Annotated in this window: 20 protein-coding genes and 1 pseudogene; 17 read left to right on the forward strand and 4 right to left on the reverse strand. The window is 46.2% G+C overall.

The window, feature by feature from the left end; translation table 11 throughout:
- Nucleotides 1-9 precede the first annotated feature (9 nt).
- The 4 genes from DXA20_RS00315 (at nt 10) to DXA20_RS00330 (ending at nt 5,011) form a co-directional block, all read left to right on the forward strand.
- On the forward strand, nt 10-729 hold the full coding sequence (locus DXA20_RS00315; RefSeq protein WP_118558902.1) for a YesL family protein: 720 nt from the start codon (nt 10-12) through the stop codon (nt 727-729).
- Complete coding sequence (glgB, locus tag DXA20_RS00320) at nt 722-3,004, forward strand: 1,4-alpha-glucan branching protein GlgB (protein WP_118558903.1); 2,283 nt, start codon at nt 722-724, stop codon at nt 3,002-3,004. The genes DXA20_RS00315 and glgB overlap by 8 nt, the downstream gene beginning before the upstream one ends.
- Before the next feature lie 24 nt (nt 3,005-3,028).
- Nucleotides 3,029-3,859 (forward strand): mechanosensitive ion channel family protein, encoded by an 831-nt coding sequence (locus DXA20_RS00325; RefSeq protein WP_118558904.1) that lies wholly within the window; start codon nt 3,029-3,031, stop codon nt 3,857-3,859.
- Between the two features lie 219 nt (nt 3,860-4,078).
- Nucleotides 4,079-5,011, forward strand: coding sequence for a magnesium transporter CorA family protein (locus tag DXA20_RS00330; RefSeq protein WP_118558957.1), 933 nt, complete (start codon nt 4,079-4,081; stop codon nt 5,009-5,011).
- Here the strand turns inward: DXA20_RS00330 and DXA20_RS00335 are convergent.
- Together DXA20_RS00335 and DXA20_RS00340 are read right to left on the reverse strand one after the other, a co-directional pair.
- On the reverse strand, nt 5,006-6,334 hold the full coding sequence (locus DXA20_RS00335) for an amidohydrolase family protein (RefSeq protein WP_118558905.1): 1,329 nt from the start codon (nt 6,332-6,334) through the stop codon (nt 5,006-5,008). The genes DXA20_RS00330 and DXA20_RS00335 overlap by 6 nt on opposite strands.
- Nucleotides 6,335-6,349: 15 nt before the next feature.
- A pseudogene (locus DXA20_RS00340) lies at nt 6,350-7,194 on the reverse strand (purine-nucleoside phosphorylase).
- 201 nt (nt 7,195-7,395) lie between these two features.
- On the opposite strand from DXA20_RS00340, the gene DXA20_RS00345 reads away from it, so the two are divergent.
- Complete coding sequence (locus tag DXA20_RS00345) at nt 7,396-9,348, forward strand: diguanylate cyclase (RefSeq protein WP_118558906.1); 1,953 nt, start codon at nt 7,396-7,398, stop codon at nt 9,346-9,348.
- Here the strand turns inward: DXA20_RS00345 and abc-f are convergent, their stop codons facing one another.
- Entirely contained in the window at nt 9,349-11,271 is a 1,923-nt protein-coding gene (gene abc-f, locus DXA20_RS00350) for a ribosomal protection-like ABC-F family protein (protein WP_118558907.1), read from the reverse strand.
- A gap of 192 nt (nt 11,272-11,463) precedes the next feature.
- Here abc-f and DXA20_RS00355 point away from each other — a divergent pair, with 192 nt between their 5' ends.
- The 3 genes from DXA20_RS00355 (at nt 11,464) to folK (ending at nt 15,861) form a co-directional block, all read left to right on the forward strand.
- Complete coding sequence (locus DXA20_RS00355; protein WP_118558908.1) at nt 11,464-13,965, forward strand: homocysteine S-methyltransferase family protein; 2,502 nt, start codon at nt 11,464-11,466, stop codon at nt 13,963-13,965.
- A 27-nt stretch (nt 13,966-13,992) separates the two neighbouring features.
- Nucleotides 13,993-14,958: a glycosyltransferase family 2 protein gene (locus DXA20_RS00360; RefSeq protein WP_118558909.1), complete on the forward strand. Its 966-nt coding sequence runs from the start codon at nt 13,993-13,995 to the stop codon at nt 14,956-14,958.
- A 72-nt stretch (nt 14,959-15,030) separates the two neighbouring features.
- Nucleotides 15,031-15,861 (forward strand): 2-amino-4-hydroxy-6-hydroxymethyldihydropteridine diphosphokinase, encoded by an 831-nt coding sequence (folK, locus tag DXA20_RS00365; RefSeq protein WP_243100474.1) that lies wholly within the window; start codon nt 15,031-15,033, stop codon nt 15,859-15,861.
- A gap of 70 nt (nt 15,862-15,931) precedes the next feature.
- On the opposite strand, the gene DXA20_RS00370 is transcribed toward folK, so the two are convergent.
- Complete coding sequence (locus DXA20_RS00370; protein ID WP_158577077.1) at nt 15,932-16,969, reverse strand: DUF5050 domain-containing protein; 1,038 nt, start codon at nt 16,967-16,969, stop codon at nt 15,932-15,934.
- 184 nt (nt 16,970-17,153) lie between these two features.
- Between DXA20_RS00370 and DXA20_RS00375 the strand changes: the two genes are divergently transcribed.
- The 9 genes from DXA20_RS00375 (at nt 17,154) to DXA20_RS17020 (ending at nt 25,219) form a co-directional block, all read left to right on the forward strand.
- Nucleotides 17,154-18,674: a sialate O-acetylesterase gene (locus DXA20_RS00375; RefSeq protein ID WP_022305989.1), complete on the forward strand. Its 1,521-nt coding sequence runs from the start codon at nt 17,154-17,156 to the stop codon at nt 18,672-18,674.
- Between the two features lie 135 nt (nt 18,675-18,809).
- Nucleotides 18,810-19,295, forward strand: a complete 486-nt coding sequence (greA, locus tag DXA20_RS00380) for a transcription elongation factor GreA (RefSeq protein WP_022305990.1) — start codon at nt 18,810-18,812, stop codon at nt 19,293-19,295.
- A gap of 25 nt (nt 19,296-19,320) precedes the next feature.
- Nucleotides 19,321-21,255, forward strand: coding sequence for a lysine--tRNA ligase (gene lysS, locus DXA20_RS00385; RefSeq protein ID WP_118558912.1), 1,935 nt, complete (start codon nt 19,321-19,323; stop codon nt 21,253-21,255).
- Between the two features lie 224 nt (nt 21,256-21,479).
- Complete coding sequence (locus DXA20_RS00390; RefSeq protein ID WP_144123350.1) at nt 21,480-21,914, forward strand: hypothetical protein; 435 nt, start codon at nt 21,480-21,482, stop codon at nt 21,912-21,914.
- Between the two features lie 62 nt (nt 21,915-21,976).
- The gene (locus DXA20_RS00395; RefSeq protein ID WP_118558913.1) at nt 21,977-22,579 is read left to right on the forward strand and encodes a Type 1 glutamine amidotransferase-like domain-containing protein; all 603 of its coding nucleotides are present in this window, start codon (nt 21,977-21,979) and stop codon (nt 22,577-22,579) included.
- A 54-nt stretch (nt 22,580-22,633) separates the two neighbouring features.
- A complete protein-coding gene (locus tag DXA20_RS00400) occupies nt 22,634-23,152 on the forward strand; it encodes a ClbS/DfsB family four-helix bundle protein (RefSeq protein ID WP_055264514.1) in 519 nt (172 codons plus the stop codon).
- 140 nt (nt 23,153-23,292) lie between these two features.
- Nucleotides 23,293-24,678, forward strand: a complete 1,386-nt coding sequence (locus DXA20_RS00405) for a zinc-ribbon domain-containing protein (protein ID WP_118558914.1) — start codon at nt 23,293-23,295, stop codon at nt 24,676-24,678.
- Nucleotides 24,675-24,854, forward strand: coding sequence for a hypothetical protein (locus DXA20_RS00410; RefSeq protein WP_118558915.1), 180 nt, complete (start codon nt 24,675-24,677; stop codon nt 24,852-24,854). Before DXA20_RS00405 ends, DXA20_RS00410 begins: the two co-directional genes overlap by 4 nt.
- A 236-nt stretch (nt 24,855-25,090) precedes the next feature.
- The gene (locus DXA20_RS17020; protein WP_255601781.1) at nt 25,091-25,219 is read left to right on the forward strand and encodes a hypothetical protein; all 129 of its coding nucleotides are present in this window, start codon (nt 25,091-25,093) and stop codon (nt 25,217-25,219) included.
- The last annotated feature ends 66 nt before the right edge of the window (nt 25,220-25,285 follow it).

The following is a 25,285-nucleotide window of genomic DNA, read 5'->3' on the forward strand; positions in this document are numbered from 1 at the left end:
GGGATAGTTATGGATCGTTTTTTTGAGAGTAAACCTGTAGTATACATGTCTAAATTTTTTGACATGGTTCTTTTGAATGTGATATTTGTGATCAGCTGTATTCCAATCGTTACGATCGGAGCGGCATGTACGGCACTTTATTATACCTGTGTAAAGGTGATACGGCGTGACCGCAGTAAGCTCTGGAAGGAGTATAAGCAGAGCTTTGTGGACAATTTTAAGACATCGGTCGGGATATGGATTCCACTTATTCTGACGGAGACGGCACTTGCGGTTGTGACATACCGGCTGCTTTCACAGGGACATACCAGTATGTCGGCAGCATTGATCGGAATTTGTATGGCATTCTTTCTGTTTATACTTGCGATCATGATTTATTCGTTTGCAGTTCTGTCCCGTTTTACGGTCAGTGCAAAGGAAGCGATCCGGAATGCGACCGTGCTCTCAATCCATCATGGCGGAGAGACGATCTATATGCTGGTCATGACACTCGGACTTGCCACAATGTTTGTTATGGGTTGGAAGTTCATGCCATTGATCCTGCTGATCATGCCATCGGTGTATACCCTGCTGATCTCATATTTTATGGAAAAGGTTTTGATTCAATATACTCCAGAGGAGGAACAGGATGCTTCGGACGAGGACGAGGCGGTTTCTGAGGACATGCTTTATACCGAGGAACATAAGGAGAAGCCTTGGTATCTGGAGGGAGGAGATAAGGATGAATAAAAGGTTATATGATTTAATGGATTGGGAGGCAATCGAGGGGATTGTCTATTCGGAGGAGGATCACCCGGAGAATATTCTGGGACCGCATAAGATACGTGGCGGATTTCTGGTACAGACCTTTATACCGGGAGCACAAGAGGTTACGCTTCAACTCAGAAAGAGCGGTAAGACGATCGCAATGGAGCTGGCGGATGAGGCAGGCTTTTTCGCGGCGATCCTTCCGGAGAAGAAGCCGGTGTCATATTTTTATAATGTTGTGTACGATAATGGGGACAGTGAACAAAGAGAAGATCCATACCTTTATCCGGACCTTCTTGGCGCCAACGAATTAAAGCGTTTTGAAAGCGGGATCCATTATTCTGTTTATGATTATCTGGGTTCCCATACGATGGCAGTGTATGGCTGCGGAAGTCAGGCTGAGCCGGAGTGGGATGTGCGCACGGTGAAGAAGGACGGCGTGTTCGGTACTCATTTTGCAGTGTGGGCACCGAATGCCATGCGTGTCAGTGTTGTGGGGGATTTTAATCATTGGGACGGCAGAGTGCACCCGATGTGCCGCATCGGCGATTCCGGCGTATTTGCCCTGTTTATTCCGGGAGTGGATCAGGGAGCGGTCTACAAATACGAGATCAAGGTTAATTATAAGACCCTTTTACTAAAGACAGATCCGTACGGAACATATTGTGAAGAGCGTCCGGCGAATGCAAGTATTGTCTGCAATACGACGGGTTACAAATGGAAAGACAAGAAGTGGATGGATGCCCGTAAGAAGGACAGCTTTGAGAACGAGGCAGTATCTATTTACGAAGTTCATCTTGGTTCCTGGATGAAAAAGGAATGGGATGGAGAGGGTGAGCTGACCTGTGATAAGGAGTTTTATAATTATCGTGAGCTTGCACCGCTTTTAGCAGATTATGTCAAGAAAATGCACTATACACATGTGGAGCTTATGCCGGTGATGGAGCATCCGCTGGATGAATCCTGGGGATATCAGGTGACGGATTATTATGCGGTGACATCGCGCTATGGCAGTCCGGAGGACTTTATGTATTTCATCGATCATCTGCATCAGCAGGGAATCGGCGTGATCCTGGACTGGGTTCCGGCACATTTTCCGAAGGATGAGAATGGTCTGGCAAGATTTGACGGAACCTGTCTGTATGAGCATCTGGATCCAAGGCAGGGAGAGCATCCGCACTGGGGCACACTGATCTACAATTACGGACGCCCGCAGGTGGCGAATTTTCTGATTGCAAATGCATTGTTTTGGGTGAAACGTTATCATGCAGATGGTATCCGCATGGATGCGGTTGCTTCGATGCTTTATCTGGACTATGGCAAGAAGGATGGCGAATGGGTTGCCAACATGTATGGCAGTAATGAAAATCTTGAGGCGATCGAGCTTCTTAAAAATCTCAGTGAGATCTTTAAAAAGGAATGTCCGGGAGCATGGCTGATCGCAGAAGAATCTACCGCATGGCCGCAGGTGACAACGAGAGCGTCCGAGGGCGGACTCGGCTTTGATATGAAGTGGAATATGGGCTGGATGAATGATTTCATTGCCTATATGCAGACAGATCCTTTGTTTCGTAAGGGACGCCATGGCATGCTGACCTTCAGTATGATCTATGCGTACAGCGAGAAGTTTATTCTGGTGCTGTCACACGATGAGGTGGTTCATTTGAAGGGGTCTATGCTTGCCAAGATGCCGGGAGATGAGGATCAGAAGTTTGCCAATCTCAGGGCAGCGTACGGCTTTATGATGATGCATCCCGGCAAAAAGTTATTATTTATGGGACAGGAGTTCGGACAGACCACGGAATGGAATGAAAAGCAGAGTCTTCCATGGGATGAGGCGGAGAAGCCGGAGCACAGAAAGCTTCAGAAGTTTGTTGCCGGGTTAAATGAATTTTATCAGGCACATCCGGCATTGTATGAGATGGATTATGACGAGGACGGCTTTGAGTGGCTCAGCAGCATGGATGCGGATCACAGCATCATCACGTTTATGCGGTACAGTGCGCAGAAAAAGGAACGGTTGTTAGTGGTATGCAATTTCACGCCGGTATTATATGAGAATTTCAAGGTAGGTGTGCCGGAAGCCGGCAAATATAAAGAGATCTTCAACAGCGATGCAGAGGTCTATGGAGGATCCGGACACGGCAATCCGAGACAGAAACGTGCCAAGAAGGTTGCATGGGATGGAAAGGATTATTCCATTTCCATTGAGGTGCCGCCGCTTGGTGTCTGTGTATTTCGTTATATTGAGTCGTAATTAAATAGAGAGAAGTGGGCTATAATGACAGGAACAAGGATATATTCCCAAATGATGCTTTTGGCGGCATCGGCAACGCCAAGACCAACAGACAGTGCAGTGCCGGATGTGCAAGAGGTTGTGAATCAGATGAATTCCAATGCCTCGGCGGAGGATAAAACAAGCTTTCTTTTGGAATATCTGATGGCACAGAGAGAACCGCTGTTAAATTTCGGTAAGACATTACTGATCGCATTGATTGTATTTCTGATCGGTAAAAGGATCATCGCACTGCTGTTAAAGCTGTTGAACCGCTGGATGGAACGCAGTCATGTGGAGGTCAGTGTGCATAAGTTTATTATGTCGCTTGGCAGGGTGCTCCTATATATTTTATTGATCTTTTGCGTGGCAGGCATTCTCGGTGTCGGCACCAGCTCGATCATTGCAATCATCGGATCGGCAGGTCTGGCGGTTGGTCTTGCTCTGCAGGGAAGCTTATCGAATCTGGCGGGTGGTATTTTGATCCTTCTGATGAAGCCGTTCCTCGTTGGTGATTATATTGTCGCAGGTGGCGTGGAGGGAACTGTTCGCAATATTGATATTTTCTATACACGGATTGTTACAACAGACAATAAAGTGATCGTAATCCCGAATGGAACATTGTCAAATGGGAATATTATCAATACCTCACAGGAGGAATACCGTCTTTTGATTCTGGATTTTATGGTGGGATATGATGCGCAGATCAGTAAGGTACGCGAGGTTGTGTTAAATCTCATGGAGAAGGATGAGGGTGTCTGCAAGGATCGTCCGCAGAGCGTGAACATTGATAAGCTCAATCCCGGACGTGTCAGGCTTCAGCCAAGGCATGGGTAACGAATAAGGAATACTGGGACGTTCGCTACCGGATGCTGGAGGCGATCAAGGAAGAGCTTCCGAAGCAGGGGATTTCTCTGTTTTAGCAGGCGTTTTGTAAAAAGCAGGTAAAGATAGGGGCATTCCGGAAAATGTGCCTTGTCGAAATATGAGAGAACATGGTATACTTATATTTAGTGTAAGGGTATCAGATAGAAACTATAGATTGGTGTGATTGTATTGGTTAAGATATATCGTACGGATGACAGAAAGATTCACGAAGAGGAAGAACTGACCGAGGGTGTATGGGTTCAGATGGTTAATCCTTCCGAAGGAGAGGGCGAAGAATATGCCAGAAAGCTGGATGTTGATATTACAGACCTGCTGGCAGCGTTGGATGAGGAAGAGAGCTCCCGTATTGAACTGGAGGATGGATATACCCTGATTCTGGTGGATATCCCAACGACGGAGATCCGCATGGACAAGGAGGCATACACGACCATTCCTCTGGGCATCATTTTGACGAAGGATGCGATCATTACGGTGTGTACCGAGGATACACCTGTGCTTCAGTCCTTTGTGCTCGGCAGAGTTAAGGAGTTTAGTACCAAGAAACGTCTGCGTTTTGTGTATCAGATCCTGTTTCGGATCGCAACGCTGTATCAGAGTGCACTGCGCATTATAGACAAGAAGCGGACTGAGATCGAGGAACGGATTGACGGTGATACCGAGGACATCGATCTGATCGATCTGCATGCACTTGAGTCAACGCTTGTATATTTTGCAACCTCGCTTCGTGCGAATGCCGTTGTGTTGGATCGTCTGACCAGATATAAGAGACTGGAGCAGTATCCGGAGGATAAGGAGCTGCTTGATGATATTATTGTCGAGAACCAGCAGGCGATTGAGATGACGGGAATCTATCGAGATATTATAAACGGAACAAGAGAGCTGTTATCTTCTGTGATCGATAACCGGCTGAATAACGTCATGAAGTATTTGACATCGATCACGTTAGTGATGGCAGTGCCAACCATTATCTCCGGTTTCTTCGGAATGAACGTAAGAGTTCCGCTGGCACTGGCAACACATGCGTTTTTGATTATATCACTTGCCACAACTTTGATCTGTGGAGTAATCTTTGTTGTTCTGAAAAAGAATCGAATATTATGATCGGGTGATCCGATGAATTGTTTCATTCACCTTGGCGTAGATCCGCTCCGGATCCTCGTCAAGGTGAAATTTTTCGTTTTCGTATAAAATTTTCCCTGCAACCATAGTTAATTTCACATTTTGTTTGCTGCCGCTGTAGACGATATTCTTGGAAATTTCATTGACCGGCTGCATATTTGGCTGATGAAGGTCGAGCATGATCAGATCTGCCTGCTTGCCCGGGGCAAGACTGTCGCAGTCCGGCAGACACATTGCATGCGCACCGTTAGAAGCCGCCATTCGTAAAACGACATCAGCGTCCATCGCAGAGGCGTCCTGATCCTGAACCTTCTGCAAAGCGGTCGTAAGAAACATTTCCCGGAACATATCCAGACAGTTATTACTTGCTGGTCCATCCGTTCCGATGGCAAGCCGGATTCCGTTGCGAAGCATGCGTGTCAGAGGCGCGATACCGCTGGCGAGCTTGAGGTTGGAGGAAGGATTGGTGATGACCCAGAGTCCCCCGGAAAGACAGATATCAAGATCTTCCTCAGTCATGTGTACGCAGTGAAATCCACCGCCGCCATGCTCAAACATACCAAGACGATTCAGATACACGGTTGGTGTCGCACCATGACGTTTGATACAGTCAGCCACCTCGGAAGCTGTTTCGGAGCTGTGTGTATAAACCGGAGCACTGTATCTCTGACTTAAAGCAGCAATTTTCCGTAAAAGCTTCTCGTCGGTTGTGTATTCTGCATGAAAACCAAGCTGGAAGGAGATCAGCGGATCTGTGTCGTTGTAGCGTAAATACTGTTGCTCCAGCTCGGCAGGGCTGCTTACAAAATTGTTGACACTGCCGCACAGAACCGTGCGGAAGCCGGAATCAATCGAAGCCTGCACGATAGATTCTGTTTTCTGGTACATATCGAAATTGGCAGTGATACCGCTGGTTAAGTATTCCAGAATCGCAAGACGGGAGCTCCAATATACATCCTCAGCAGTCATTGCCGCTTCCAGAGGGAATACTTTATCATAAAGCCACTGCTGTAGCGGAAGATCATCTGCGTAGGAACGCAAGAAGGTCATGCCGGAGTGTGTGTGTGCGTTTTTGAAACCGGGCATGATCACATTGCCACAGGCGTCAATTTCCCGGTCCCACTGAGTCGATACCGGTGCATCGGCGGAGTTACCGACATAGGTGATCCGGTCATCGGCAATCTGCAGCTCGCCCTCTATGACAAGGGGCTTTGCAGTAACGTCTGATTCTGTCAGGGGAAGGATCAGGGCGTTGTAGATGCGGATCGTATGAGCTTCCGGTGTTGCAAATGTTTCCTGTGTCATATAAATCATCTCCTTTTATTCCGTTAAGTTCAGTTCTGCAGCGATATCCAGGATACATCCGGTCACAAGCTGTTCAAATACAGGAGCCCTGCGGTCGGCGACCTCCTGCACCTCCTTATGGTTTAACGGCTGGTCGGAAATGCCGCAGGCAAGATTCGATATGCAGGAGATACCGCAGATATGCATACCCATATGGTTGGCGGCGATCGCTTCACAGGCAGTGCTCATACCGACGGCATCTGCCCCCAGAGCCTTGCACATCTGAACCTCTGCAGGGGATTCGTAATTTGGTCCGGTAAGCTGGATATAGACGCCCTCCTGCAGCGGAATATCCAGTCTCGCTGCCGTGCGGCGGATTGTCAGGCGGAGCCGGTGGTCATAGATATCGCTCATATCCGGAAAACGAACGCCGAGTTCATCGATATTGGATCCGATGAGAGGGGATGGCACAAAGCTTGCGATCTGATCGCGGATCAGCATAAAATCACCGGCATGAAAATTCGCATTGATGCCACCGGAGGCATTGGTTAAGAACAGCACCTCAGCCCCCATCAGCTTCATCAGACGAATCGGGAGCACGACATCCTCCATCGCATAGCCCTCATAATAATGAACGCGTCCCTGCATGCATACGACAGGAACATCCGCCACATAACCGAAAATGAATCTGCCTGATGACCGGGAACCGTAGAAACCGGAAAACCATCAATATCATGATAATCCAGTGTAGATACAACATGGATCCGGGAGGCATAGTTGCCAAGCCCCGAACCAAGAACAAGTGCAATCTTCGGAGTGAAATTGATTTTTGACCGGAAACACTCATAGCATTTGGTCAGTTTATCGTAAATTGGATTCATAAAATTACCTGCCTTTCTGTCCACAAAAATGTACTGATAAGTACGAAATATTATGTAATTATATTGTAGCTGTAAAACAGGAAAATGTAAACGGTTTCAGGGGGAGAAACTGGCTTATATTCGTTGACATAGCGGATTAGAAGATATATAATTTTTTTTATATTAAAGAGTTATTTTAATTTTAGGAAGGGATAGAAAGTAATGGAAACGAGCAAGGGGAAAAAGAGAAAAAATATTGCAGTTTATCTTCCGCAGATATACTCAAGTTATTTTTCCGAATTACGAAACTCCATTGAGAAAGTTGCGAAGGAACGTGGATATCGTCTTGTGATTTTTACTTGCTTTGGGGATGAGAGCAGCATCGACAGCAGGGCTGCCACTAATGTCCGTTATGACGAGGGTGAGCGAAGCATATTCCGTATCGCCAACACGGATGCGGCAGACGGTGTGCTGATGCTTTACGATGCGTTCGCTAAAAATCAGTATGAGGAGATCTACGATCTGGTTTTGAACAGATACCGGTGTCCGATCGTGAATTTCAGGACGCCGATGGAGATTGAATCGGACAGGATCTATAATGTATATGTGGATGATAAAGCGGCGTTTGCGGATATGATACAGCATTTTATTGATGAACATCACTGCTCTAAGATTGATCTGGTGACAGGTCCGCAGGACAATATGCATTCTATGTTCCGACTGGATATTTATAAGGAAGTTCTGGAGCAAAACGGTATTTCTGTGCAGAAAGAGAGAATACACTGGGGGAATTTCTGGAAGAACTGCGGGGAAGGCGTTGTCGAAGAGATTCAGAATTCGGGAGTGGATTTCCCGGAGGCGATCGTGTGTGCCAATGATTATATGGCGATCTCAGTGATACAGGCATTACAGGCTCGGGGAATCAAGGTTCCGGCTCAGGTGCTTGTGTCCGGATATGACAATGTTGTGGAGAGCCGGTTCTCCAAACCGTCAGTTACAACGATCCGGCAGCCGATGCGTGCAATGGGTCGGAAAGCCTTTGAGATACTGGAACGATGCTGGGCAGGAGAGAAGGTCGAACAGGATAATTACCTGAAAGAAGAGATCGTGTATCGTCAGTCCTGCGGCTGCGGCGCAGAGGGCGGCGATGAGAATGGACAGTACGCGACAAAGCTCAGCGCCGAGTTAGACAAAGTTCTTTATCTGGAGACAGCCGCATCCGCCATGGTTACAATGCTTGCCAATGCCAAGGACATGAATGAATATACCGATTGCCTGAAACAGTATGTGCTGCGGGAGACAGGCTTTAAGAGCTTTGCACTTTGTCTGGCGGAGCACTGGGAGCAGAAGCTTCCTCTGCCGGAGAAGAATTATGGCACAAGTATGTGCAAGGTGGATATGGTTATGGGAATCCATAAGTCGAAAGTGCTGAAACCGGAGCGGTTCCCAATCTGTCAGATGGTTCCGAGTGAATTTGCAAGAGATTCGGATCCGATTTATGTGATCCCGCTTCATTATCTGCAGCAGTATATGGGATATGCGGTTCTTCAGATTGACTATGACCTGGTGTCCAATGTCAATATCAAGTCATGGTTTATTCATCTGGACAGTGCCCTGGAGAATTTCCGTATGAAGCAGAGATTACAGCAGGTGGCAAAGGAGTTGGAGTCTCTGTATATTCAGGATACTCTGACCGGTTTATACAACAGACGTGGTCTGGAAAAGTTCGGCGAGAGGATGTGTGAAGAGTGTATCCGTAATAACGGACAGTTCATGATCATGGAAATTGATATGGATGGACTGAAGCAGGTCAATGACAGATATGGTCATGAGGAGGGCGATGTCTGCATTACCACGATTGCCAATGCGATGATGTATGCTGCCAAAGACGGAGAGATATGTATTCGATCCGGAGGTGATGAATATATTGTCATGGGTAAGAATTATTCGGAGGAGAAAACGCAGAACTATATCCGGTTATTCCGGGAATACATCGACAGCGCCAATGCTTCGCTGAACAAGCCGTATACGATCGGTGCCAGTCTGGGATATTATATGGGAGTCCCGGATGGAAAGCGGACCATCGAGAATTATTTGAAAATTGCCGATGACCGCATGTATGAAAACAAGAAAATGCGAAAAGCGAAATCGCATCCGGGAGTAGAGGTACGATGATCAGTCCTCTGCCAGATTTTCCCATTCTTCCATGAGAGTAAGAAGCCGTTCATCGTTGGCTTCCTTTTCAGAAGCGAGTTTCTGGAGCAGAGCAATGTCTGTCCCGTTTTTGGGATCGGACAGCTGCTCATCCAGAGACTCGTTTTTTGCTTCTAATTCGGAAATTTCTTTCTCGACTTTATTCAGTGCATTCTGCTTCTTGCGAAGACGTGCCTGCTCTTCCTTCTGCTGCTGCCAGGTCAGCTTGGAATCGGAGGCACCGTTGTCTGCGGTATCGGTCGCTGGTTCTACAGGAGTCGTAAGCTGTGCCTGCTCATTTGCCTCCTTTTTCTCAAGATAGTAATCATAGTTACCGATATAGTTGACAAGCTGTTTCTGTGTCAGATCAAGGATACGCGTTGCGGTGCGGTTGATGAAGTAACGGTCATGTGATACATACAGAACCGTTCCCTCAAAGTGATTGACGGCACGCTCGAGGATCTCCTTGGAGTCGATATCCAGATGGTTGGTCGGCTCGTCCAGAATCAGTAAATTTGCATCGGACAGCATCAGCTTGGCGAGGGAGACGCGTCCGCGCTCACCACCGCTTAACTTAGAGATCTGCTTGAAAACATCATCGTCCGTAAACAGAAATGCGGCAAGAATATTGCGGATCTCTGTATTAGTCATGGATGGGTAATCATCCTGTAATTCTTCAAAGATCGTCTTCTCTGCATGCAGTACCTGATGTGCCTGATCGTAATAGCCGATCTCCACATTCGTTCCAAGACGGATCGTGCCGGCATCTGCCTTGACAAGGTCATTGATGATCTTAAGGATCGTCGTCTTGCCGGAGCCGTTATCGCCGATGATGGCAACACGCTCGCCACGTTTGAGCTCAAAGCTGATATCGGTGAAAAGAATCTCACTGTCAAAGGCTTTGCTGAGATGCTCGATAGAAAGGACATCGTTGCCGCTCTGGATCCGCGGGGAGAACAAAAGGTTCATGCGGGTATTTTCCTCAACCGGTTTGTCGAGACGTTCTATCTTGTCGAGCTGTTTCTCGCGGCTTTCCGCACGTTTGACAGATTTCTCGCGGTTAAAGGATTTAAGCTTGGCAATGACAGCCTCCTGATGCTTGATCTCTGCCTGCTGGTTCAGGTATTGCTTCATCTGTGTATCAAGAAGAGCCTGTTTTTTCTCGGAAAACTGGCTGTAATTTCCCTGATAAACGGTTGATTTATGCTGGCGGATCTCCACAACCTTCGTTACGATACGATCCAGAAAATAGCGGTCGTGTGCAACGATGATCACGGCTCCGCGGTAGCCGGAGAGATATCCCTCCAACCAGCGGATCGCCTTCATATCAAGGTGGTTGGTCGGCTCATCGAGGATGATCAGATCCGGGGAGGTTAAAAGCATTTTACCGAGGGCAACACGCGTACGCTCGCCACCGGAAAGGGCAGATACCGGTTTATTAAACTCTTCCTCGGTAAAGCCAAGCCCCTTTAAGACACCGATCAGCTCACTGTGGTAGGTGTAGCCGCCCGCCAGCTCAAAGCGGTGGCGGAGAGTGTCACTTTTGGCAATCAGGTGTTCTAACTCTTCGCCGGAGGCGTGGTTCATCTGCTCAGTGATATCGTTTAACTCCTGCTCAAGAGCGATCACATCCTTCTTGGCATCCTGCATTTCCTCCAGAACGGACTTGGCAGAATCAATGTCCTGATTCTGTGCAAGATAACCGATCACCGCATCCTTCTGGATAATGATCTCGCCGTCATCGGCCTCATATTCTCCCATAAGGATCTTAAGGAGTGTTGATTTGCCAGAGCCGTTGACACCGACGATTGCTGTTTTTTCCTGTTCATTTATATGAAAAGAGATATCATTCAGAATGGTGTTGCCATCGAATGATTTACTGATATGACTGCATTGTAAGATCATGAATAAATCCTCCCTTGTAATTTCGATGCCTCCGGCTGCATTTAACATGCAGGGAAGCTGGAATCATTGATTAGTATATATGAAAATGAAAAAAAAGAAAATACCAAATGCTTATTCTTGAATCGCAGAGGGGATATGTGTTACTATGGAAACGCTGAAAATGAATTACCAGAGCGAGAAAGGACAAAATAGATGACAAGACAGGAATTTCGTGAGTTTGTTCAAAAGGGAAGAATGATCTTAGACGGAGCGACAGGCTCCAATCTGCAGAAGAGAGGGATGCCGACCGGAGTATGTCCGGAGGAGTGGATCCTTGAACATCCGGACGTGTTGATCGGACTTCAGAGAGAATATATTGAGGCCGGTTCGGATGTGCTTTATGCACCGACCTTTTCCGGTAACAGGATCAAGCTGGAGGAGTATGGTCTGGCAGATCAGATCGGAGAGATGAATCACAGACTGGCAGAGCTGTCTTTTGAAGCAATCAGACAGGCAGATACGGACAGAAGAGTGCTTGTGGCCGGTGATCTGACAATGACGGGGCAGCAGCTGTATCCGGTCGGATCACTTCCGTTTGAGAAACTTGTGGATATTTATAAGGAACAGGTTGGTTTCTTAAAGGAAGCCGGCGTGGATTTTGTCGTTGTGGAGACGATGATGAGTCTGCAGGAGTGCAGGGCTGCCGTTCTGGCGGTAAAGGAGAGTTCAGAGCTTCCGGTTATGGTGACACTGACCTTTGCGGAGGATGGAAGAACCCTGTTTGGAACGAACCCGGAGACAGCCGCATTAGTGATGACGGCGATGGGCGTTGATGCGATCGGTGTGAACTGTTCGACCGGTCCGGATAAGATGGTGTCCGTGATCGAGAAGATGTGCCGTTATACCGCGCTTCCGATCGTGGCAAAGCCAAATGCGGGACTGCCGCAGCTTGTGGACGGTGAGACGGTTTATGACATGGGACCTGAGACATTTGCACAGGAGATGTGTGTGCTGGCAGAGGCAGGTGCGGATATTCTGGGCGGTTGCTGCGGAACGACACCGGAGCATATCCGTCAGCTTGTGGGGCTTCTGGAGGAGAAGGAACTGCGGGGAAAGGCAGCTTATCCTGAGAGAAAGGGAAAGGTTGTACGCCGTGCTCTTTCCACAGAGAGAAATATCCTGCCGATCGAGCTGGACGGTGCATTTAAGGTGATCGGAGAGAGGATCAACCCAACCGGCAAGAAAGCGCTGCAGGCACAGCTTCGCGAGGGCAGTCTGGAGTTAGTCGGTGAGATGGCAGAGGCACAGGTTGAGGCCGGTGCAGCCATTCTCGATGTCAACATGGGAACGAACGGTATTGATGAGAAGGAAATGATGTGGAAGGTTGTCAACGAACTGACCCTTTTAACGGACATACCACTTTCCATTGATTCCAGCTATGTGGATGTGATCGAGGCTGCACTCAGGATCTATCCGGGACGTGCGCTGATCAATTCCATTTCAATGGAGCAGGAGAAGATGAAACGTCTTCTTCCGATCGCAAAGAAATATGGTGCGATGTTTATCCTTCTTCCTCTGTCGGATGAGGGACTTCCAAAGGATATTGAGGAGAAAAAGCAGATCATTCACACGGTTCTTGCGGCGGCAGCAGAATATGAGCTGACGCCGGAGGATGTGATCGTGGATGGTCTGGTGGCAACGATCGGTGCCAATAAGATGGCTGCCGTGGAAACATTGGAGACGATTCGTTACTGCAAATATGAGCTTGGTGTAGCAACAGCCTGCGGTCTGTCCAATATTTCGTTTGGTCTGCCGGAGAGAGCATTTGTCAACAGTAACTTTATGGCGATGGCGATCATGAACGGACTTACCATGGCGATCGCCAATCCATCACAGGATCTATTGATGCATGCGGTATATGCATCGGATCTGCTGATGAACAAACCGGATGCAGATCTGCGCTATATTGAACGTGTGAATGAGCATAAGCTGACGATGGTCAGCGGAGAGGTGGACAGCCGGAGCCTGAAAGCGACTGTGAGCACCGGAGGAAAGACGTCTGCTGCAATTCCGGAGGATAAGCAGGGAGACGAGATCTTCGAGGCGGTCATTAAAGGTAAAAAGCAGAGAGCAAAACAGCTTGTGGAGCAGGCGGTGAAGGACGGAAGAGATCCGCAGCAGATCATTGATGAGAGTCTGATCCCGGGTATTATTCATGTGGGTGAGTTGTACGACAAGCAGATTTATTATCTGCCACAGCTGATCTCGAGTGCAGAGACCATGGAGGCATCCATCAATTATCTGGAGCCGATCCTGGCACAGAACCGTTCGAGTGAGTCTCTTGGAACGATCGTGATCGCAACGGTAGAGCATGATATTCATGATATCGGAAAGAATCTGGTTGCGCTGATGTTAAAGAACTATGGCTATCATGTGGTGGATCTTGGAAAAGATGTGCCGGCAGAGACTATTATCGAGGCTGCGATTGAGCATAACGCAGATATCATCGGATTATCGGCACTTATGACGACCACAATGATGGAAATGAAAAAAGTAGTCGATATGGTGCATGAGCAAAATCTTTCCTGTAAGGTACTGATCGGTGGCGCTGTGATCACACAGAGCTTTGCGGATGAGATCGGTGCGGACGGATACGCAGAGGATGCACAGGATACCGTGCGTGTTGTTGGCAGACTGCTTGGCAGATCCGAATAACGGATCAGAACGGGAGGAATGTAAGCGATGGAAGATCAAAATAAACCGGTCATTGATGTGATCATACCGGCATACCGGCCGGATGACTCCTTTCAGAAGCTGATCGGGCTTTTGCAGGAGCAGACGGTGAAGCCGCATCATATTTATGTGCTGCAGACGATGGGAGAGGGCGATGAGTTGATGCAGCCGATGAATTCCGATATGACAGTGCATTCGGTTGCCAAAAAGGATTTTGATCATGGTGCTACGCGCGATTATGGTGCCCGGCTGGCAGCAGAGGGGAATCAGGCAGCATCGGATCGGCATTATATATTATTTATGACGCAGGATGCGGTTCCGGCCAATACACATCTGATCGAGACGCTGGCGAAAGCGTTTGAGGATGAGAGAACGGCGATCGCCTATGCCAGACAGCTTGCGAGAGAGGGTGCCGATGTGGTGGAGGAGCTGACAAGAGTCCACAATTATCCGCCGCAGGATCAGATCAAGCGCAAGGAGGATCTGGAGCGCCTTGGTATCAAGACATATTTCTGTTCGGATGTCTGTGCGATGTATCGTCTTGACCGTTATCAGAAGATGGGAGGCTTTGTGCATCCTACGATATTCAATGAGGATATGATCATGGCATCCAGTGTGATCCGGGCAGGATATCAGGTTGCATATTGTGCCGGGGCAGAGGTGATCCATTCCCACAGTTACACCTGTATGCAGCAGTTTCACCGCAACTTTGATCTGGGTGTGTCCCAGAAACAGTACAGAGAGGTCTTTGAAAGCATTTCCTCCGAGAAGGAGGGCGCGGGCTATGCAAAGACCGTGCTTTTATATCTGCTGAAGAGAGGCAGGATATGGAAGGCGTTCTATTTCGCACTGCAGTGTGGTTTTAAGCTGGCTGGCTATAAGCTTGGAAAGAATTATGACAGACTGCCGAAGGGACTGGTGCTTGCATGCACGATGTCACCGGATTATGTGTTATTTCATGAAGATGCAGCATAATGTCTTGTTTCATGAGGACACATCATAAAGCACTGTCCGGAAAACGGGTCAGATAAGAAAAGAGGAATCAGATTGGATTGTATTAAAATAAAGAATTTGGAAATATTTGCGAAACACGGGGTGATGCCTGAGGAAAATGCACTCGGACAGAAATTTGTGATCTCGATCGAACTGGAATGTGATGTCCGTAAAGCGGGACAGACAGATGACCTCAATTACTCGGTCAACTATGCGGAGGTTGCCGCCTTTGTGACGAAGAAGGCAACCCGGAACACCTTTCAGCTGATCGAGAAGCTGGCAGAATATCTGGCACAGGAGATCCTGCTTCAATATGATGCGGTGCGTGCCGTCACCTTAGAGGTGAAAAAGCCGTGGGCGCCGGTGCATTTGCCGCTTGAGACGGTGTCTGTGACTGTGAAGCGTCAGTGGCATGTGGCTTATTTAAGCATCGGCTCCAATATGGGTGATAAGAAGGCACATCTCGATATGGCGGTTAAAAGCCTGAATAAGGATCCATGGACGAGGGTGAAGAAGGTCTCTTCTTATATTGTGACGGAGCCGGTTGGCGGTGTGGAGCAGGATGATTTCCTGAACGGAGCGGTTATGCTTGAGACGCTGCGGACACCGGAGGAACTGCTGGAGCTGATCGGGCGGATCGAGCAGGAGCAGAAAAGAGAGCGGATCGTTCACTGGGGACCGAGAACCGTGGATCTGGACATTATATTGTACGATCAGGAGATCATACAGACGAAGGATCTGATGATCCCGCATGTGGAGATGGCAAACCGGATGTTTGTACTCGAGCCGATGTGTGAGATCGCACCATATGCGAAAAATCCCCTGAATGGCTGCTGCATGCTCGAACTTAAGGAGCAGCTTCAGAGGAAGGAAATGGATTCTTAAACAGAATATAAAACGAAGCAAAACAACCCACACGAATTACCGGTGTGGGTTGTTTTGCGATATCGTTTCATTACTTTGCAGTCTTTGGATGAAATTCTTCGATCTGTTCATTGGCAAGATTCATCACATAGGCGGTACTCCCGTCAAAGTTTTCAAAGAACAGATAGTGATCAATAATATGCAGATAATTAAAATTGCCGGAGCGTAACTGGGTTTGCGCTCCTGATTTGGTATCCAGAGCATATAAACCATTATCACTGCCATTGTCAATCTGATAATATACTGTAGCACCGTCCCGGCTGATATTATAGGTGGCGATGCGAACCTGTGTCAGATGTGTCATTTCGCCGGTGGAAAGATCCAGCCGGCACAGCGTGTAATCGTTGTCCATATCCATACAATAAAGAAAGCCTTTGACAAAGGACAGACCGGTAAAGTTGCCCTCATAGATGACCCGGGCGCTTCCGCCATCGGTAGAAATGCTGTGGATGCTGTGATCGCTGTCAAGCCCGGTATAGTAGATCGTGTCATCATCGATCACCGGTGATGCACCCTCCTTCAGAATCATGGTGTCTTTCTTGCCGTCGATGCCGATGCGGAAAAGCTGCAGACCGAGCTTGCGGTCATAATGCTGATAAAAGATATGATTGCCAAGCAGACTTAACGACTGGGATGGTTCCCGGTAAAGCTGCTTTAAGCCCTGACCGTTGCTGTTGATCCGGTATAAGCCGGTAGTGCTGAAGGAAAAAAGTGCCTGTGAATCAGTGCCTTTCTTGTCATTACGTCTTGTATAAAAGATATATCTGCCTGCTGCATTGATGTAGCTGGTATAGTCATCGTGAAGCTTCTTAACATGGGAGAGCTTCTTATCCATGGAATAGAGCGAGTTCTGATCATAGGGATTGGCGAAATAGATCGTGTCTCCGGACTCAGCAAACAGACCACCGTTCAACAGATTAGTGCTTGTATTGCCGGTTGTATGCTCATCGGAATAGTAATGTATGCGGGAATTCCACTGGACAAATCCAAAGCAGAATGCTGCTGCAAGGATCAAAATGACTGTGATGATCCGGTTTCTGATATGGTGTGTTCTGCCTGGTTTATTCATACGATTCCCCCTGTTCTCTGTTGTGTTCGTGAGAAAATTTATCACTGCTGTCATAATGTGAACTTCTTGATATTATTATAAAGGTTACAAAAAGGAATTGCAATGAGTAAGGGAAAAGTTGTATAATAGGTCTAATTGAGAAAATTCATAGATTATCCAATCGGGAATGGAGGAGACTGATATCATGCTTAAATTACCAGCTATATTTAGTGATCATATGATCTTACAGAGAAGAAAACCAGTAGTTATCTGGGGGGAGTCCGATGCCAGAAAGGTGACGGTGACTATACAGGATGCCCGAGTGGTGACATACGTTCAGGATGGCAAATGGCAGCTTTTCCTGCCGCCGATGGAGGCAGGTGGTCCATATGTTCTTACGGTCAAGACGGACAATGACGAGGTCAAGACATATGAGGATGTTATGTACGGAGAGATATGGCTTGCAGGTGGTCAGTCCAACATGGAGTTAGAGCTTCAGAATTCCAAGGATGGCGCAGTCGCTGTTTCCGAAGCACACAATGAACTGCTTCGTTTCTATTACACACCGAAGGTATCCTACCTGTGTGATGAGCTTTACGAGCAGGAAGAGAAAAGCTGCTGGGAGCTTTGCTGTCCGGAGAATGTGGGACGCTGGTCTGCAGTAGGTTATTACTTTGCAAGAAAGCTGGCTGCACAGCTTGATGTTCCGGTTGGAATCATTGGATGTAACTGGGGCGGCACCTCCGCATCCTGCTGGATGAGCAGAGAAGCCCTGGAGAGTGATAAGGTGATTTCTTCTTATGTAGAGGAGTATGACGAGATCGTTGCCAATCAGGATTTTGATGCATACTGCAAGGAGCGCGAGGAGTACATTGTTTATCAGGCAGAGTTTGATAAGAACTGCAAGCATTATTATGAGACAACTCCAAACCCTACCTGGGAGGGTGCTTTGGAGGTTTGCGGTGAGAATAAGTATCCGGGACCGATGGGACCACGTTCCGAGTACCGCCCGGCCGGTCTTTATGAGACAATGATCCAGAGAATTGCACCATATACACTGGCAGGATTCCTGTATTATCAGGGAGAAGAGGATGATAAGAAGCCAAGAAGCTACTACAATCTTTTGAGCCGCCTGATCCGTCAGTGGAGAGAGGACTGGCATGACGATAAGCTTCCGTTTATGATCGTTCAGCTTCCGATGTTCTCTAATGTTGGTGAGGAGAATCTCACAAACTGGCCGTTGATCCGTGAGGCACAGCACAGAGTATACCGTACCGTTAAGAACACCGGTCTTGCGGTAGTGCTTGACAAGGGCGAGTACAGCAACATTCATCCGATCGATAAGCAGCCGGTCGGTGAGCGTCTGGCTTTGCAGGCAATGTATCACGCATATGGACTGGATAATGAGGTTCGTGCATTCGGTCCGTTCTATCAGTCCTGCTATACATTACAGTCCTATATCTGGCTGATCTTCAATCATGTAAGAGACGGTATCATATGTACCGGCGAGAAGCCTCTGGGCTTTGAGGTGGCAGGTCAGGATAAGGTGTTCTATCCGGCAGATTCCGTACAGATCCAGGGCAACCGTGTTCGTTTATTCTCTGCAAATGTAAAGGAGCCGGTATATGCAAGATATAACTGGAGAAACTACGCAGAGGTCAACATGTTTGGTAAGAACGGACTGCCGATGGCACCATTCCGTACCAGCATGAACGATGAACAATAAGAGTATCAGGCAGTCAGTCGATGCCGCGGGAGGCGTGGTTGACTGATGCAAGGGATTCGTGTTAGAATAACACGATAGCGTTATATGTATGGATAGCGCATGATAGCGAATATATCAATAGTTGGAGGGCTTGACATGGCAGAGAAGAAAAACATATTAACCTATGAAGGTTTGAAAGCGCTGGAGGATGAGCTTCAGGATTTAAAGCTGAATAGACGTAAAGAGGTAGCAGCAAAGATTAAAGAAGCACGTGAGCAGGGTGACCTGTCCGAGAATGCAGAGTATGATGCAGCAAAGGATGAGCAGAGAGATATCGAGCTTCGTATTGAAGAGATCGACAAGATCCTCAAGAATGCAGAGGTCGTTGTTGAGGAGGATGTTGACGTTAATGCGATCAATATCGGCTGTACGGTTCGCCTGAAGGATATTGAGTTTGATGAGGAAATGACATACAAGATCGTAGGTTCTACAGAGGCAGACGTTCTTGGCAATAAGATCTCCAATGAGTCTCCGGTAGGTGCTGCACTGATCGGCTCCAAGGTAGGAGATCAGATCGAGGTAGAGACACCGAACGGTGAGGTTGTTAAATACGAGATCCTTGAGATCCAGAAGTCAAAATAAGAGATAGAAACGGAGTGATAGAAAAGTGGCACAGCAGAATAAGAAGCCGCAGGCAGAGCAGGACGTGAATGCTTTGCTGAAGGTGCGTCATGAGAAACTTGCAAATTTACAGGAAGCGGGAAAGGATCCGTTCCGGATCACGAAATATGATGTGACAGTACATTCACAGGATATCAGAGACCGTTATGAGGAGTTAGAGGGACAGGAAGTGTCTCTGGCAGGCCGTATGATGTTTAAGCGTGTGATGGGTAAAGCATCCTTCTGTAATATACAGGATCTGAAAGGGAAAATGCAGCTTTATGTTGCAAGAGATGAGATCGGTGAGGAGTCCTATGCGGACTTTAAGAAATACGATATTGGTGATATCCTTGGCGTAAAGGGTAAGGTATTTAAGACAAAGACAGGTGAAATCTCTGTTCATGCAGAGGAGATCGTTCTTCTTTCCAAGAGTCTGCAGATCCTTCCGGAGAAGCATCATGGACTGACCGATACCGATACCAGATATCGTCAGAGATATGTGGATCTGATCATGAATGAGGACGTGAAAGACACCTTCATTAAGAGATCCAAGGTGATCAGCTGCATCAGACGTTTCCTTGATGAGCAGGGCTTCATGGAGGTTGAGACGCCGATGCTTGTGTCCAACGCAGGCGGTGCTGCAGCAAGACCGTTTGAGACCCATTTCAATTCTCTGAATGAGGACTTAAAGCTTCGAATTTCTCTGGAGCTTTATCTGAAGAGACTGATCGTAGGCGGCATGGAGCGTGTTTACGAGATCGGTCGTGTATTCCGTAATGAGGGTCTGGACACCAGACACAATCCGGAATTTACATTGATGGAGCTTTATCAGGCATATACAGACTATCATGGCATGATGGATCTGACCGAGAAGCTGTATCGTCACGTTGCAAAGGAAGTGACCGGATCCGAGATCTTAAAGTATGGAGATCATGAGATGGATCTGTCCAAGCCATTTGAGAGACTGACGATGGTGGATGCCGTTAAGAAGTATGCCGGCGTTGATTTCAACGAGATTCCGGATACTGAGGCTGCAAAGGCACTCGCAAAGGAAAAGGGAATTGAGTTCGAGGAGCGTCATCAGAAGGGTGACATCCTGAATCTGTTCTTCGAGGAGTATGTAGAGGATCATCTGATCCAGCCTACATTTATCATGGATCATCCGATCGAGATCTCTCCTCTGACCAAGAAGAAACCGGATAATCCGGATTATGTAGAGCGTTTCGAGTTCTTCATGAACGGCTGGGAGATGGCAAATGCTTACTCCGAGTTAAATGATCCGATCGATCAGAGAGCACGTTTTGAGGCACAGGAGAAAGCGCTGGCAGCAGGTGATGACGAGGCTGAGCATACCGATGAGGACTTCCTGAACGCTCTCAGCATTGGTATGCCTCCGACCGGTGGTATCGGCTTCGGTATTGACCGTATGGTTATGATGATGACCAACTCACCGGCGATCAGAGATGTGCTGCTCTTCCCGACAATGAAGTCCTTGAATGATGTAAACAAGGGCAATGATGTAAAAAATCAGCCTGTCGAGGAAATGAAAGCAGAGCCTGAAAAGATTGATTTCTCTAAGGTAAAGATTGAGCCTTTGTTTGAGGAACAGGTCGATTTTGATACATTCAGCAAGTCAGATTTCAGAGCTGTAAAGGTTAAGGCTTGCGAGGCTGTTAAGAAGTCGAAGAAGCTTTTACAGTTCACTCTTGATGACGGAACAGGCACAGACAGAACCATTTTAAGCGGTATTCATAGCTTTTATGAGCCGGAAAAACTGGTTGGAAAGACTCTTATTGCTATCACAAATCTTCCACCGAGAGCTATGATGGGCATTGACTCTTGCGGTATGCTCCTCAGTGCTATTCATGAAGAAGAAGGCGAAGAAAAGCTTCATCTTCTGATTGTAGATGACCACATTCCGGCAGGTGCAAAGCTCTATTAAGATGATGTAAAGATGTACCGTTTTACCGAATAGACGGGACGTACTTCATTTGATAAAAAACTAAAAAAACAGCGATTTACATCAAACTTACATCATTTGATGCAAAATTAAGTGCAAGCAAGAAAAAATCGCATAATTAGTGCAATGAGTGGGCAATTCCAATCGGAGTTGCCCATTTTTAAAACAAACAGAAATACAAATCAGAGTTTGAGATGGTAGATAATATGGAATGGTTTAATGTTTTTGGGCTGATTTTTATTGCAGTCATTATGATACCCAATGTTGTATTTGCGATTAAGTGCAAAGATGGATTTGATAATAAGTGGAACAATAAATATGTTGAGGTCACAGAACAAGTAGGGAGATTGGGTTGTTTCGGATTCATGATAATCAATATTCCGGGAACTTGGTTCGGGTGGTGGTCTGACGAAGCATTTGCACTATATCTGATTGTAGATACCATATTGGTAATGCTTTATTGCGCTATTTGGATTATATGTTTTAAGAAAAACAGCGTTTTCAGAGCATTAGCACTTTCTATTATTCCTTCAATGTTGTTCTTATTTAGTGGGATTATGAGTAGGTCAGTGCTATTGATTATTGCATCAGTATTATTTGCACCAAGTCATATTGTGATTTCATATAAAAATGTAAAATGATATTTACAAATTCAAGTTTGTTAAATTGGAAAATTAGAATTTATATATAAAGGAGAATATTGATGAAACTGTTTTTATGTTCGCACTTTTCAAGTGTAGGAAGTCTGATAAAGGAAGAAATTGAAAATAAAAAAGTCGCATTTATTCCAACAGCTTCGCTGCGTGAAGGCTACACCGGTTATGTCGGCTCGGCTCGAAAATTATTCAAAAAGTTGGGAGCAATCGTAACTGAAATTGATATTTCAACGGAGGCTTATTCAACGATACAGTCTGTTTTTGAAGATGCGGATGTGATATATTTTACCGGCGGAAATTCTTTTTTCCTTATAGACCAGCTCCGTAAAACGGGAACGGATGAGCTGGTGAAAAAAGAATTGGCAAAGGGAAGACTGATGATTGGTGAATCGGCAGGTGCGATTATATGCGCTCCAAGCATCCAATATATCGAGCAAATGGATGAAAAGCCGGAGGACTACTCACAAGAAGATGATGCAGGGCTTGATTTGATTGATTTCTATGTTCTTCCGCATTATCTTACAGCACCATTTAAGAAAGTTACCGAGAAAATAATGACTGAATTTTCGGATTTGAATCTATGCCCTATTAACAACCATCAGGGAATTGTAATTGATGGTGAAGGTTCAAAGGTTATTTGCAAAGACTAATTTGAAAAATCCTTTTTTTGAAACTGGAAAATCGGAAGCTGAGGAGATAGACTATTGAGAACATATGAGAATAAAGACGAGCTTAAAAACGAGATAAATAAAAGCTTTGCAAAGTATATTTCAGAATTTAATGATATTCCGGAGCATTTAAAAGATAAGAGAATTGATGAGGTCGATCGAACTCCGGCAGAAAATCTTGCTTATCAGGTTGGCTGGACAACTCTTGTTATTAAATGGGAATCAGACGAAAGAAAGGGTATTCCTGTCAAAACTCCTTCGGATAATTTTAAGTGGAATCAGCTTGGCGAATTATATCAATGGTTCACAGATACATATGCTCAGCTGTCACTGCAAGAATTGAAAGACAGATTGAATGAGAATATCAACTCTATTTATGTAATGATTGATTCTCTGAGTGAGGAAGAATTATTTAAACCACATATGAGAAAATGGGCTGACGAAGCAACTAAAACAGCTGTCTGGGAAGTATACAAATTCATACATGTTAATACAGTTGCTCCGTTCGGAACCTTTAGAACCAAGATTAGAAAATGGAAAAAGATTGCACTATAACTTCCAGTTTGCCAACTTGCCCTTTGAGAGAGGAGAAATCCCTTTCTCAAAGGGCTTTTCTATTTATACGGATATTCGCAAACTACAAGATAAAGCCAAAACTTCATATACTCTAAGCACAAGGAGGTTGAGGTTTGGCTATGAATAACAGTTTAGCAGAAGTACACCCGGAGCTTGTTTCGGAGTGGTCGGAAAAGAATTTAACGCTTACGCCTGATGACATTACTTTCGGTTCAAATAAAAAAGTATGGTGGAGAGGTGCTTGCGGTCATGAATGGCAGGCAAGCGTTAAGGCTCGTTCTAATGGAGAGAAATGTCCGATATGTTCCGGTGCGAGAGTGATTGCAGGTATTAACGATTTGGCGACATTAGAGCCACTATTGGTAAAGCAGTGGTCGAAAAAGAATAAGATAAAACCGACAGAGGTTTCTATTGGCTCTCATAAGAAAGTGATTTGGAGATGCGAGAAAGGTCACGAGTGGGAAGCAGCCGTTAAGAGCAGGACAATAAATAAAACAGATTGCCCGTATTGCTCCCATAACAAAGTGTTGGCAGGATTTAATGACCTTGCAACACTTCTGCCGGATATAGCAGCAGAGTGGTCGGACAGAAATTATCCGTTACTTCCAACTCAGGTTACGGTCTTTGCCAATCGTAAGGCTTGGTGGAAGTGTAAGGATTGCGGCAGAGAGTGGAACACCCTTATTTCTACCCGTTCCGGTGGGAGCAAATGCCCGTATTGCAGTGGGTACATATTCATGAAAGGGTTTAACGATTTGCAGACAACACACCCTAAAATTGCTTCGGAGTGGTCGGAGAAGAACTTGCCATTGAAGCCTGATGAAGTAAATGCAAAGGCGAGAAAAAATGTCTGGTGGAGGTGTAGTAAATGCGGTAACGAGTGGAAATCAATTATCAATGCCCGTGTGAAAGGGACGGTATGCCCCGTTTGTGCGGAGAGAGAAGTCCTTGCCGGATATAATGATTTGGCGACAACGGACAGTCAGCTTCTCAGTGAATGGGATTATGAACAGAATAAATTGAAGCCGACAGAGGTATCACGAACTTCAGCAAAGAGAGCGTGGTGGAAATGCAGGCACGGTCATTCATGGAGTATGAAGATAAATGAAAGAACGATATTGAAGAAAGGCTGTCGAATTTGTGAGCAGGAGTATTTGTCTCTATTTCCTGCTTTGGCTGTCAGCTATTATTCTAATAAGAAAGGCTTGAAAGCAGAACTTGGTTCTGACCGATTGCTTGGAGTTCCGCTTGAAACATACATACCTTCAGAAAAGTTGGCTATTGAGTCAGGAAGTGCCGATGAGAATTTAGAAATAATGAAAGCATATATGTGCAAGCAAAGAGGAATAAGGCTGATTAAGCTGCCGATGAAAGGCACAGAATTGGATTATGCCAATAATTTAAAGAAAGCTTTTCAGAACGTACATATATTTATTTCTTCTGATACCGAGGAAGATGTGGAGATAATCAAAAATACATTTGAAAGATGGAGGGACAGCCAATGAGAGAAAAAAACTATCATCTATACTTAAATGAAGAAGAACGAAGCCGAGTGATACAATCGCTCATTGAACTGAAGAACAATTTAGCAGCTCAGGGACGATACACCGATGCAGTAGATGATGTCCTCTGCAAAGTGCTTGAAGCAAAGAAAAAGAAAAAGAAAATTGAATACATTTAGAACGTGTTTTGCCGTCTGTTTCCTAACCGGAGCAGGCGGCTTTTTTAATTTCCAAAAATTTTTTTGAAATATTTTTGGAAAAGCGGAGATTTTGGGTGTGCATTTCATACCCCTTTGTCCAAATGAGTGAAGGGGTTCATTCCGGATAGCAAAAACGGAAGCCTTTTCGCTTGAAAATTGAATAAGTCATTCACTAAGACTTTATTTCTGATGATAGCCACTTTAGCAGGTACGCCGTGATTTCTGTATTTCAGAATAGCGAGAACTCCGGTTATGAGTATCAGGTTGCTCCTGATATGGCGATGACAGTCAGAATGATAATGATACTTCTCTACGGAGCTGGCGGAGTACCCGGCAGAGGTTAGAATCCTATGATACAGATAAGCAGTCTGTTCCTTAGTGACTTCCCATAAGCATTTTGCTTGGCAAGG

Origin of the sequence: Roseburia sp. AM59-24XD (genome assembly GCF_003478445.1) — a bacterium.
In the GTDB taxonomy this organism is placed as follows: Bacteria; Bacillota; Clostridia; order Lachnospirales; family Lachnospiraceae; genus Jutongia.